The sequence below is a fragment of the Exiguobacterium chiriqhucha RW-2 genome (assembly GCF_000416965.1).
In the GTDB taxonomy this organism is placed as follows: Bacteria; Bacillota; Bacilli; order Exiguobacteriales; family Exiguobacteriaceae; genus Exiguobacterium; species Exiguobacterium chiriqhucha.
This window is the reverse complement of the sequence record NZ_ATCL01000019.1, coordinates 1-12295: the sequence shown is the minus strand read 5'-3', so window position 1 is coordinate 12295 and position 12295 is coordinate 1. Positions and strand designations below refer to the sequence as shown.

General features: G+C 50.1%; 8 protein-coding genes, 1 tRNA gene and 1 other annotated feature. Of the genes, 6 read left to right on the top strand and 3 right to left on the bottom strand.

Annotated elements, in window-relative coordinates; all coding sequences use genetic code 11:
• Positions 1 to 306 precede the first annotated feature (306 nt).
• Complete coding sequence (gene guaB, locus M467_RS24175; RefSeq protein WP_021066750.1) at positions 307 to 1770, top strand: IMP dehydrogenase; 1464 nt, start codon at positions 307 to 309, stop codon at positions 1768 to 1770.
• Between the two features lie 45 nt (positions 1771 to 1815).
• Here the strand turns inward: guaB and M467_RS24170 are convergent, their stop codons facing one another.
• From M467_RS24170 to pdxR, 3 genes are all read right to left on the bottom strand, one after another.
• On the bottom strand, positions 1816 to 5244 hold the full coding sequence (locus M467_RS24170) for an alpha-amylase family glycosyl hydrolase (RefSeq protein ID WP_021066749.1): 3429 nt from the start codon (positions 5242 to 5244) through the stop codon (positions 1816 to 1818).
• Positions 5245 to 5382: 138 nt separating this feature from the next.
• The gene (locus M467_RS24165) at positions 5383 to 5997 is read right to left on the bottom strand and encodes a class A sortase (protein WP_021066748.1); all 615 of its coding nucleotides are present in this window, start codon (positions 5995 to 5997) and stop codon (positions 5383 to 5385) included.
• Positions 5994 to 7397, bottom strand: coding sequence for a MocR-like pyridoxine biosynthesis transcription factor PdxR (gene pdxR, locus M467_RS24160; RefSeq protein ID WP_021066747.1), 1404 nt, complete (start codon positions 7395 to 7397; stop codon positions 5994 to 5996). Before pdxR ends, M467_RS24165 begins: the two co-directional genes overlap by 4 nt.
• Before the next feature lie 286 nt (positions 7398 to 7683).
• Between pdxR and pdxS the strand changes: the two genes are divergently transcribed.
• From pdxS to M467_RS24135, 5 genes are all read left to right on the top strand, one after another.
• Entirely contained in the window at positions 7684 to 8574 is an 891-nt protein-coding gene (gene pdxS / locus M467_RS24155; protein WP_021066746.1) for a pyridoxal 5'-phosphate synthase lyase subunit PdxS, read from the top strand.
• A gap of 1 nt (position 8575) precedes the next feature.
• Positions 8576 to 9154: a pyridoxal 5'-phosphate synthase glutaminase subunit PdxT gene (gene pdxT, locus M467_RS24150; RefSeq protein WP_021066745.1), complete on the top strand. Its 579-nt coding sequence runs from the start codon at positions 8576 to 8578 to the stop codon at positions 9152 to 9154.
• Between the two features lie 87 nt (positions 9155 to 9241).
• Positions 9242 to 10486: a D-alanyl-D-alanine carboxypeptidase family protein gene (locus M467_RS24145; RefSeq protein WP_052013678.1), complete on the top strand. Its 1245-nt coding sequence runs from the start codon at positions 9242 to 9244 to the stop codon at positions 10484 to 10486.
• 18 nt (positions 10487 to 10504) lie between these two features.
• Positions 10505 to 10712: a binding site (T-box leader), on the top strand.
• 52 nt (positions 10713 to 10764) lie between these two features.
• Complete coding sequence (gene serS, locus M467_RS24140; RefSeq protein ID WP_021066743.1) at positions 10765 to 12048, top strand: serine--tRNA ligase; 1284 nt, start codon at positions 10765 to 10767, stop codon at positions 12046 to 12048.
• A gap of 156 nt (positions 12049 to 12204) precedes the next feature.
• Positions 12205 to 12295 (top strand) — tRNA-Ser (locus tag M467_RS24135).

Sequence of the window (12295 nt, the reverse complement as noted above, 5' to 3'; positions counted from 1 at the left end):
CTTCAGCGCCGAAAGTAGTTGGGGGTCTCCCCCTGTGAGGATAGGACGTTGCCAGGCCAACGCGAAAGACGATCGAGCATCCGCTCGGTCGTCTTTTTTATAGATTTTATTTATAATTTTGCTTCCTTTGCGGTATATATAATCTATTCCCGAACATTAAGAACGGAAAGCAAATGGAACGAACACAATTCTGAACTTTCTGAACATCGTGAATTGAATTGCACTTTCGAGCTATACCTGTTACCATTACAGAAATATTTCGAAACAAAGATTCGGGTCCGATAGAGAAAGGGGCAATCGATTTTTATGTGGGAAAACAAGTTTGCAAAAGAAGGATTAACGTTTGATGACGTCTTACTCGTACCGCGCTTTTCAAATGTCTTGCCAAGAGACGTGAATTTAAGCACTAAACTTTGCGAAGGTCTTGAGTTAAATGTTCCAGTCATCAGTGCTGGTATGGATACTGTCACAGAAGCACCGATGGCCATTGCGATGGCGCGTCAAGGCGGCTTAGGAGTCATTCATAAAAACATGTCGATGGAGATGCAGGCTGAACACGTCGATCGCGTTAAACGCTCAGAGAACGGCGTCATCACGAATCCGTTCTATTTGACGCCGGAGCGTCAAGTGTACGATGCAGAGTACTTGATGAGTAAATACCGTATCTCGGGAGTCCCGATCGTCAATTCAGAAACCGAGCGTAAATTAATCGGAATTTTGACAAACCGTGACCTTCGTTTCATTAAAGATTATTCGACGGTGATTGCAGATGTCATGACGACGGAAAACCTTGTTACGGCAAAAGTAGGGACGTCACTTGAAGAAGCTGAACGCATCCTTCATCAACATCGAATTGAGAAATTGCCGCTCGTCGACGATTCAGGCGTGTTGAAAGGTCTCATTACGACAAAAGATATTGAGAAAGTCGAACAGTTCCCACATGCTGCAAAAGACAAACAAGGTCGTTTGCTCGTCGCAGCTGCCGTTGGTGTCACGAAAGATGCCGCATCACGTGCTCAAATTCTTGTTGATGCAGGTGTCGATGCATTAGTCGTTGATACGGCTCACGGACACTCAGCCGGTGTCATCGAGAAAGTGAAAGAACTTCGTGACATGTTCCCGACGCTTCCAATTATCGCTGGAAACGTGGCAACAGCTGAAGCGACACGAGCTTTGATTGAAGCCGGGGCATCGGTCATTAAAGTCGGGATTGGTCCAGGATCAATCTGTACGACACGTGTTGTCGCCGGTGTTGGTGTCCCACAAATCACAGCAGTATATGATTGTGTCACGGAAGCTAGAGAACACGGTGTCACAGTTATCGCTGATGGCGGAATCAAGTACTCTGGTGATATTGTGAAAGCTATCGCAGCTGGAGCTCATGCCGTTATGCTTGGTAGCCTTCTCGCAGGTGTGAAAGAGAGCCCAGGAGAGATGGAAATCTATCAAGGTCGTCAGTTCAAGACGTACCGTGGAATGGGTTCTGAGGCTTCGATGAAACGAGGCAGCCAAGATCGCTATTTCCAAGAGGCCGATAAAAAGTTCGTACCAGAAGGTATTGAAGGACGCGTCGCTTATCGTGGCGAACTAGCCGATACTGTCTATCAACTCATCGGTGGCCTTCGTTCTGGAATGGGTTATTGTGGGGCTGCCGATATCCGTGCACTACGTGAGGACACTCAGTTTATCCGCATGACTGGGGCTGGGTTGCAAGAAAGTCACCCTCACGATGTCCACATCACTAAAGAAGCTCCAAACTATTCACGCTAAACAACAAGCCGTTGTCTCTAAATTAGAGGCAACGGCTTTTCGTTATCATTTTTTTGACTTGGCTACGAGAATTACAGTACCACCATCGTCCTGTGCAGGTAAGCTGACGGTCACTTTCCCATCTCGTTTGACGACGTAATGACGTCCGCTATAGCGGTCGACGAGCGTCGTTTTATGCTTGAGTTTTGTCTGGAACGTGATCGTTCGTTTGGCTTCTGTCGTGTTCAAGGCCACTAGAACAGAGTCTTTGCCGTGCTTCCGTTCAAAGACAGAGTATCCAGTGGCAGAACCACCAGCAACGACGGCACGCGTTCCTTTACTAAATACTTTTGAATAGTCGGCACGAATATTGAGTAGCTTTTGGTAATGCGTATGCATCGCTTTACCTTCTCCTTTGACTCGTTTCCAGTCGAAGTCATAACGGTTTTCATTGAACTCGCCCTTATCCATATCCAACGCATGTTTTCCGGACTGTCCAACCTCTTCACCATAGTAGATGACAGGCTGTCCTTTCGCCGTCATTTGAAGCGAGGCGGCGACCATATGCTTCCCTTCATCGCCTCCAGCACGTGATACGAGGAAACCGTCCTCGTCATGGCTGCTGAGGAATTGTCCGAGTGTCGCTTCATTCGAGAGTTGCGTGTTGCGATATTGAAGCGCGCTCTCGACATCATCAATGTTCCCGTTGATGAAACGTTCGGCCTGATACTTGAAATCAAAGTCGAGAAGTGAGTCCATCTGGCCACTCTGTAAGTAACCACCCGTGTTGTTCACACTTGCCCCATAATGTTCGCCAATCATTTTGAAATCTGGTTTGAGGGCCGTCAATTCGTTTTTGAACGACTTCCATGTTGTGGAGTCGACGTGTTTGACCGTGTCGACGCGGAAGTAATCGATGGTGTTTCCTTTTTTCGTTTTCGAGCGTTTAATCCAATCCGTCTGCCATTTGACGAGTTGTTCACGGACGGCAGCCTCTTCGGTCTTAAAGTCCGGTAATCCGGAAAGAGACATCTTCAAGTCATCGCCATCGACCGGATTCGAACGAATCATGCCGTCGAACGCTTTGCGCTCTTGATCGGTTGGGAAGTTTGTGGCGCCCGTGTCTACAGCTCCTGGTTCCATCCCGTAGCCAGGGTGGTTCAAGACGACGTCGACCATAATCTTAATACCGCGAGCATTCGCTTCGTCAATCAGACGATGGAATGCTTTCATATCGCCGAGATGCTCATCGAGTTTTTCGAAGTTTTTCGCCCAGTATCCATGATAGCCATACTGTGATCCATCTTTACCATAGCGAAGATCCCAATCGATATTATCGACAATCGGTGTAATCCAAATCGTGTTGATGCCTAGTTTATCCAAGTAGTCGAGTTTCTTCGTAACACCGGCAAAGTCGCCGCCGTGATACGACTCAAGATGATCTTGGTCATAGTATTCACCGTTCGGGTTATTGTTCGTTTTATCCCCATCGTAGAATCGGTCCGTCAGCATGAAGTAAATCCGTGCCTCATCCCAATCGAACTCTTGCTTGTCCTTCATCGAGACCGGTCGGACCGTTAACGATGTTTTCGTTTTATGGACGTTACCGTATTGGTCAATCGCCGTAATCGTTAAGAATTTATTGCCCGGTTTGACGGTATCTTTGACTGCAATCGTCTGTTTGTTGAGGGCCGGGTCGACTTCTAGTTTAGCCGGTCCACCCAGAGGACGTGCATCGATGAACAGTTGACGCAGCTTGACGCCTTTCGGCAACGTCGGCTTCACCTGGACGACCGCGTTTTCTCGAGAACTGAGGGCTTTTGGTGCCACGCTTGCCGCCAGTTTAACGTTTGGACGACGATACTCGACGCTCGAAGCCTCGAAGTAAGGATCCTTCACTTCGGTCGTGACGCCATCTTTTGTGACAAGGAACGTATAATCATGTTTCCCTTCCGGTAATTTGACCGTATGGCGGAACCATTCATTTTTGGCTTCGTACGTCATCGGGTACGTCGTGCCATTGACTTTCAATGCGACACTGTCGATTTCATCGAGTTGTCCCGCTTCATACAACGCTTTGTCACGGTAGAAGAACGTGACGGCACCATCTTCAAACAAGGGTCCTTGAATCGTCGGTACTTGATGGAACGTCCCTTTGCCGCTCTCGACGACGACTTTCGTCACCCGGTCGCTTCCCAATTTGACATAGCGGTCTTCCCCGTAGCCATCTTTCACGGCCCAATCCGTGCCCTTGCGGATGACAAAGCCTACATTGGTCGCATCTTTTCCGACTGGGATTCGGAAGATGGCGCCATCTTCGGTGATTTTATACGGGTCAACTTGACCGTCTTTGGCACCCGTGCTCCACGTCCATAAATTCCAGTCCGTGTAATCGTTGTCGGCCCGGACGTACAACATTTCGATGTAGCGTTGTGTTTTCCACGGATCGGCGATTTCAGTGATGGTTTTAAATGACGTCGTCAATGCCGGTAACGTCGTGTTCGACAAGTTGCCTTTCACGGCGTCCGCGGGAAGGGTCGCGGTATACGTTTGATTCAAACTGAGTGCTTCGGTCGGTGTGACAGTCACTGTTGATCCACTCGCTTCAGCCGTGAACGGTACAGCTGTCTCGCCATTCATCAAGCTGATGTTCGAAGCATCTAACGACACAGGTTCATTGAACGTCCATGTGATTGGGGATTTGATGTCCACTTGTTCCGATTGATTGGCCGGCGTGACCGCTGTCACTTCGAGTTGACTGACCGTCTCGACACCGCTCAACGTGAAGGCTGGGCTATATACCGATTGTGTCGACGGAGTCGCCGAAACATTCCAACTATCGGCGACTTTATTGGCCGCATTGCTTGGAATCGTGTCGAACGCACCGTGCTCGGTAGCGTTATTCCCGCTGAGTACCGTGAGGACCCGAACGGTATCATCATTGCTTAGACCAAGCAGGGACAATGGAATTTTGCCTTCAAAGCCTTTCGTGCGATCAATGGCAAACGAGGCGCCGTTTAAGTTGCTCAAGTTTGCGAGCGGCGTGGATTTTCCTGCTTCATACAGAGCGGCTTCTTTTACTGACGTGTCGCCATCGACGCGAAGTAAAATATGATACTGTGGTTTTTTATCAGTTTGGCTGAAGTTGAACGGATGGCCGAGCGGGTTTGTCGCTACGCCTGAATCTTGTTCATTGATTTGGAGGGCGATATTTATGTACTGACCATTGTCGCCCCAGTTCGGGACGTTGTTCGCATCCACATAAAAGTAAAGGTTACGCGCATCGTTCTGCAGATAGACGTCTCCTAAATCGAATCCTTGCCAACCCGCCTGTGGGGATGTGGCGAGCGCTGGCGTGTTCGCCCAATCCGTTTTTAAGCCATCAATCGAGATTGTCGCAGGCTCGGCCAATGCGTTCATCGGAACGCCGGCTTGGATGAGGAGAACGGATGATAAAAGTAACGTGGTCGTCTGTCGTGCCGTTTTCTTCTTCATAAAGCACCTCTTTCATGGAATGTGTCGTCTACAGGGCAACGAATTGTCGAAATTGTGCAAACGGTTTCAGGAATAGTTTAGCTGAATATGTAAGCGCTCACAATATATTTTTTGAAAAATAATAAAAACGCCTATCGATTAGAGAGGCGTTTGGTTCACGAAGTGTCCTTTGACAATCAAACGTTCGGTCGCATCGAACGTGCATGTGACGAGTGTAATCGTTGGTTCTGTTGTCGGGTCGAGCACGTCGACCCGTGTCGGGGGAACGGTCTCAAGCGAAGTGATCTCGTATTCGAACGTATGTGTCATGTCGGTCAAGTAGATGGACATGCCGACGTCGATGATGTGAAGCGGACCGAACAAGGCGGTCGGGCTTTGCGTGTAGTGGCCCGCGAGTGCATAATTTCCAGTTCCCATTCGTTGGTCCGGGTCCATCGTTCCAGCCCCGACAGCCAAGTTCTCATTGTCGAGCCCATATAAGATCGGGAGCTCGAGGTCGATTTCTGGAATCGAAATGAGGCCGACGGTCGGTAAATCATGAAATCGATTGCGCACGGTGAGAAGTTGTTCCCATGATAACGGCTCGACGTTTGAAAACTCAAATTCACCGGTTTCTGGCTGTTTCGGTTGAATTTCGGCGGTCACTTGTTGACTGTTCCATGCCGTGAGTTGGTCTTTCCACCACGATTCGGATAACAGGAGTGTACCAATTAACAAAAGGAGACCACCGACGACGTAGCGTGACCGTTTCATCCATCTCTTCCTTTCTCAATGTTCCAACACGACATGAGCGCACTAACGGCAGCTGGTAATGTTTCTTCGGATAAGGCGGCAAATCCAAATAAAAACTGAGGAATCGTGTCGCTTGATTCGATGCGATAGTCTGTCATCGCATTGATTCGGATATTCGAAGCCTCGGCCAATCGTTTCAAGTCTTCACTTGTCGCGCTTGTACGAACAGACAGGACGACGTGAAGGCCGGCGCTCGCCCCCGTGACGGAGACGACCGGTTCATAAGGTTTAAAGGCGGCGATAATGATTTCAAGTTTCCGGCGATATGTCTTCCGCATCCGGTTCAAGTGTTTCTCAAAATCACCGGTCGCCATAAATGCTGCTAACGTATGTTGTTCGAAACGGGGTACGCTACACGTGAAGTGACGATAACGTTCTCGATAGCGATTTAACAGCGGAGGGGGGAGTACCATATAACCGATTCGCAATGAAGGCATCAATGATTTAGAGAATGTGCTCAAATAGACGACCCGCTCGTTTTGATCCATGCTTTGCAAAGAGGGAATCGGTTTGCCGCTATAACGGAATTCACTATCGTAATCATCTTCAATCACATACGTCTGTCGCTCCGATGCCCAGTTGAGCAAACGTTGACGCCGACTGACGGATAAAATGGTTCCGGTCGGAAATTGATGGGCCGGTGTGACATAGAGGGCATCAATGGATGCTTGCTCCACCAGGTCGACACGGACGCCGCTCTCATCGACAGGAATCGGGATGAACGTCCGCCGTTGGTGCGCAAACAGTTGGCGAGTCAGCGGATAACCAGGATCCTCGATGCCGAACGTCGTAGTATCCGGCAGCAGTTCTAACAATTGAGGCAACAGCTGCTCGGTTCCCGATCCGACAACGATTTGTTCGGGAGAACAATGCACGCCGCGCGAATGATAGAGATAGGTCGCAATTTCTTGGCGAAGAACGAAATCGCCTTGGACGGAGCCAAGTGACAGCAAATCGTGATGTTCTTCTGAGACGACTTGTTTTAAGTGCCGGCGCCAACGTTCGAATGGGAAAGCGGTCGTGTCGATTTGACTCGGATACAAGTCGAACTCATATGTTTTTTTCACCGGGAGCGGTTCGATGACGCTACTGCCGCGCCGGACGTACAGTTCTTCTTGCGGTAACACGTAGAAGCCTTTGCGTGGCAACGACTCGATGTATCCTTCCGCGAGCAGCTGAGCGTAGGCCAGTTCAACGGTCGTTTGCGAGACGTCTAAAAACTCCCCTAGCTTTCGTTTGGACGGAAGTTTCGTCCCGGTGGTGAGGGTGTCATCAACGATGGCTTGTCGAATGTGCAAATAGAGTTGTTCATATAATGGGACGCTCGAGTCAGCCTCGAGCGAGAACGTGAGCATATCCATGATGTGTCCTTTCTGTGGTCAGCCAAAGAAAAAATAGAGCACGAATCCGATGACGAGGAGGAGCGAGACCATTCCCGTTTTTCCGAAAAAGCTGCGCTCCTGCGCGTCGTCACGACTGTTCTATTGATCCATTCCATCATCTCCTTTAATCTTTAAAACATTCGAGAATCGAGAAATGAAGTCCTTTGTTCGAACTGACCACTTTAAAAAATATAAAACTGGCACTTTCAATATAGTCAAATCAATTTATACTTGCAAGTAGACTAGCTTATTGGAGGGGATCCATTTGGAAAAGAGACAAGTAGGGACAGACAAAGTAAAACGTGGTATGGCCGAGATGCAAAAAGGTGGCGTCATTATGGACGTCATCAACGCGGAGCAAGCCAAAATTGCTGAAGCGGCAGGTGCAGTTGCCGTCATGGCACTCGAGCGCGTACCTTCAGATATTCGCAAAATGGGCGGTGTTGCTCGTATGGCCGACCCGACAATCATCGAAGACGTCATGGGTGCGGTATCGGTACCGGTCATGGCGAAGTGCCGGATCGGTCACATCGCTGAAGCACGTGTCCTTGAATCAATGGGGGTTGATTTCATTGACGAGAGTGAAGTATTGACACCTGCTGACGAAGAATTCCATCTCTACAAACGTGACTACAAAGCACCGTTCGTCTGTGGCGCGCGCGACCTTGGTGAAGCATCACGCCGCATCGGGGAAGGTGCAGCGATGATCCGGACGAAAGGTGAGCCGGGAACCGGCAACATCGTCGAAGCGGTTCGTCACATGCGTACCGTTCAAGCCCAAGTGAAACGCTTGCTCTCGATGAGCATCGATGAAGTGATGACGGAAGCGCGTGACCTGGGTGCCCCGTTTGAAGTACTCATGCAAATCCGTGAAGCAGGTCGCCTCCCGGTCGTCAACTTCGCAGCAGGCGGAATTGCGACACCAGCTGATGCGGCACTCATGATGCACCTCGGAGCGGACGGCGTCTTTGTCGGATCAGGAATCTTTAAAGCGGAGAACCCTGAGAAATTTGCCCGTGCCATCGTTGAAGCGACGACATACCATGATGACTATGAGCGCATCGCACACTTGTCGAAAGGACTCGGCGAAGCGATGAAAGGGCTCGACGTCCGCACGCTCAAACAAGAAGAACTCATGGCACCGCGAGGTTGGTAAGATGACCACGATTGGTGTACTCGGAATGCAAGGTGCGATTCGCGAACACGTCCATATGCTCGAAGCACTTGGTGCGAATACGCTCGTCGTCCGCTCGGTCGATGACTTAAATCGAATCGATGGACTCGTCTTGCCGGGTGGGGAGAGCACAGCGATGCGTCGCTTACTCGATCGGTACGAGTTGCTCGAGCCGTTACGTGAGAATGCGGAGTTGCCGATGTTTGGAACGTGCGCTGGTTTGATTTTGCTCGCGACCGAAGTCGAAGGATATGATGCGCACTTGCGTAAAATCCCGATGACGGTCAAACGAAATGCGTTCGGACGACAAGTTGATAGCTTTGAAGTCGATTTGACTGTCAATGGAATCGATGAAGCTGTCGAAGCAGTGTTCATTCGAGCGCCGCAAGTCGCATCGGTCGAAGCGAGCGTCGAGGTGCTCGCCGAGGTCGAAGAAGCGATTGTCGCGGTTCGGTATGACAAGTATATGGCCTGCTCGTTCCACCCGGAATTGACGGACGACTTGTCGATGCACCGCTATTTCTTGGACATGGTTGAAGCGACGAAGCGACAACTCGCCTGATTGAAAGGCTCTCTAGCAAATAGGGAGCCTTTTTCATGTGTTTTTTTGCTACACTGTAACGAGATACGTATAGAAAGGGGCAAGACCGTGAGACAAAGATGGATCGGATGGATGCTCGTTTGGGCAATCCTTTTAAATATGATCGTGCCGACGGATGCATCGGCGGCACCTAAAGTTGATGCGACCGGCGCGATGCTCGTGGACATGACGACGGGACAAATCCTGTTCTCACAAGAAGAGGACGCGATGCTTCCTCCGGCATCAATCACTAAGCTGATGACCGCTTTTCTCGTCCGAGAAGCCATCGAAGCGGGTGACCTCAGTTGGAGCCAAGAAGTGACCCCGAGCGACAAGGCGTTGGCGCTGACCCGAAAACCAGGATTGGCTCGGATTCCGCTCGTCAATAAACCGTACACGGTGAAAGAGCTATACGACGTGGCGTTGATTCGTTCCGCGAACGAGGCAGCGGTCACATTGGCCGAGGCCGTCTCTGGTTCGGAAGGGGTATTCGTAAAGAAAATGAACGAACGGGCGACCGAACTTGGTATGACCCAAACGACGTTCGCCAATGCATCGGGACTTGACTCTGTGTCAGCGGGACGTCCAGGGGAGAATTTGACATCGGCCAATGATTTGATGATGCTAGCTTTGGCGTATTTGACGAAGTTCCCGGAAGTGCTCGATGTGACGAAACAAGCGTATGTTGATATCGACGGAGTCCGATTTGAAGCGACGAACCGGATGCTCGCTGGTCGTGATTTAGCCTATCCGGGTATGCTTGGCTTTAAAACGGGCACGACTGACGATGCCGGTTACTGCTTCATCGGCGTGTCGACGCGAGATGGACGTACCGTGCTATCGGTCGTTCTCGGAGCGAAGACCGATCAAGGGCGCTATACTGCTACAAAGGCGCTTCACGACTACGCCTATGGCGATTTTGTCTTGACCCCGATTTTACGGACTGGTGAAATCGTCCCGGCGACGCTCCATGTCGCTGAAGGTACAGTCGAGTCAGCAAAAGTGCGCACGACGTCAGCCTTTGAAGTACTCGTCGAAAAAGGACAGGATGTACCTGAACCGACTTACGATCTTCCGGATACGAAAGCCCCAATTGCGGCCGATCAACAGGTAGGGACCGTCACCATCGAGCCTTCCGGAAGCGTCCGGTATCTAGATGGTGAACTTCCACCTAAAGGAACGCTCGTCGCGGCCGAACCGGTCGAGATGGCATCGTTTTTGACACGTATGACGCGTGCCTTCTCCGACTTTTTAGATGAGATTCGACTCGTGCTCGGAAAACTGAGTCTTGTCGATAGAGTTGAGATGTTGTAAAGTAAAACTAATTCAATGACAGATGCAATGATGGGGAAAAGTACGTTACGGTCATCTACTGACAGAGAGCTAGTGGTTGGTGCAAACTAGTGGGATGATGTAACCGAATCGGCCTCGGAGCATTGGCTTGGAAACAAGTCACGTTACGCACACGTTACGTGCATCGAGTGGCCCGATTTCGGGCAACGAGGGTGGCAACGCGGATCCAAGGTGGTTCGTCCCTTTCCTACGGGAAAGGGGCGTGCCACCTTTTTATGTGAAAAAAGGAGGAATAACGAATGTTAGACATTAAACGATTACGTTCAGATTTTGAAGAGATTAAAACGAAGCTAGCTCATCGCGGCGAGGATTTGAGTGCGCTTGACCGTTTCCCGGAGTTGGAAGAGAAACGCCGCAACTTGATCAATGAGGTTGAAGTGAAGAAAGCGAAACGAAATGAAGCGACGAAGCAAATTGCGGAATTGAAACGCAATAAGCAAGATGCGGATGGACCGATTCTCGAGACGCGCCGTCTCGGGGATGAAATCAAATTGCTCGATGAAGAATTGCGTGAGGTCGAGGCCGAATTGAACTTGATTCTCCTCAGCATCCCGAACATCCCGCACGAATCAACGCCGATTGGAGAAACGGAAGATGATAACGTCACGATTCGCGAAGTCGGAACAAAAACGACGTTCGAATTCGAACTCAAACAGCATTGGGACGTCATGGAAGATTTGAAAATCGTCGATGTGGAACGAGCGGGTAAAGTGACAGGTAGCCGATTTGTCTTTTATAAAGGTCTCGGCGCCCGTCTCGAACGTGCCCTCATCAACTTCATGATGGATATGCATGCCGATGAACATGGCTATTCTGAGGTGCTCCCTCCTTATATGGTCAACCGCGACGCGATGACCGGGACGGGACAACTTCCTAAATTTGAGGAAGACGCATTCAAAGTGGCGGATACGAACTATTTCCTCGTACCGACGGCAGAAGTTCCGGTAACGAACATGCACCGTGACGAGATTATCACGGAAGACCAACTTCCAATCACGTATACGGCGTATAGCGCTTGTTTCCGTTCAGAAGCGGGATCAGCCGGACGCGACACACGTGGGCTCATTCGTCAGCATCAGTTCAACAAAGTCGAGCTCGTCCGGTTCGTGAAACCTGAAGAGTCTTATGAACAACTCGAGCTCTTGACGGGCCACGCTGAAGAAGTGCTTAAGCGTCTCGGTCTCCCATATCAAGTGCTCAGCATGTGTACGGCCGATCTCGGCTTCACGGCTGCGAAGAAATATGACATCGAAGTGTGGATGCCGGCGCAAGGGATGTATCGTGAAATCTCATCTTGTTCGAACTTTGAAGACTTCCAAGCACGCCGGGCCGGAATCCGTTTCCGTCGCGAAGCGAACGCAAAACCGGAATTCGTCCACACGCTTAACGGTTCTGGCCTCGCAGTCGGACGGACCGTCGCTGCGATTTTAGAGAACTTCCAACAGGCAGACGGTTCAGTCGTCATTCCGGAAGTATTACGTCCATATATGGGCGGTATCGAGAAAATTGAAATGCCTCAGTAATGAACAAACCAGCCCGTCTGAAACGTATCGTTCAGGCGGGATTTTTTTTGGTTTTTTTTAATGTTTTTTCACAAAAGGGTTTGACATCTGTCTGCCAAGTTGGTACTATAAATCATGTCGAGCGAGATGTTTGCTCACCAATTGTATATGAGCTTTGGAGGTGTACCCAAGTGGTTTAAGGGAACGGTCTTGAAAACCGTCAGGGGTGTAATAGCCTGCGTGGGTTCGAATCCCACCACCTCCTCCA